We start from the raw sequence: 625 nt of genomic DNA on the forward strand, positions 1-625 counted from the left end.
GCGGTCGCGATGCCGGTGATGTTGCCCGCGATCTCCGAAGCACCCGTCGCGGACTCCTGCACCCCACGAGACATCTCCGTCGTCGTCGCGGTCTGCTCCTCCACCGCCGACGCGATCGTCAGCTGATAGTCGTTGATCCGCCCGATGATGTCCGCGATCTCACCGATCGCCCCCACCGCACTCGACGTGTCGTCCTGGATCGCCTCCACCCGACGAGCGATGTCCTCCGTCGCCTTCGCCGTCTCCTGCGCCAGCTCCTTGACCTCAGAAGCCACCACCGCGAACCCCTTGCCCGCCTCACCCGCACGAGCCGCCTCGATCGTCGCGTTCAACGCCAACAGATTCGTCTGCTCAGCGATCGAGGTGATCACCTTCACCACATCACCGATCTCCTGCGAGCTCGTCCCCAGCTTCTGCACCGTCACATTCGTCGACGCCGCACGATCCGTCGCACGATTGGCCACCTTCGCCGCCTCGTTCGAGTTCTGCGCGATCTCCCGAATCGACGCCCCCATCTGCTCAGCACCCGCAGCCACCGTCCGCACGTTCTGCGACACCTGCTCCGCAGCCGCAGCCACCACCCCCGACTGCGCCGCCGTCTCCTCCGACGACGCCGAGAACTGCG

Annotated in this window: 1 protein-coding gene; it reads right to left on the reverse strand. The window is 66.6% G+C overall.

All coding sequences use genetic code 11. The features are described 5' to 3' along the window. Positions 1-625 (reverse strand): methyl-accepting chemotaxis protein (locus H9652_RS19495; RefSeq protein WP_225228515.1); only part of this gene is annotated, 625 nt, incomplete at both ends.

The sequence above is a fragment of the Oerskovia rustica genome, from assembly GCF_014836555.1.
In the GTDB taxonomy this organism is placed as follows: Bacteria; Actinomycetota; Actinomycetes; order Actinomycetales; family Cellulomonadaceae; genus Oerskovia; species Oerskovia rustica.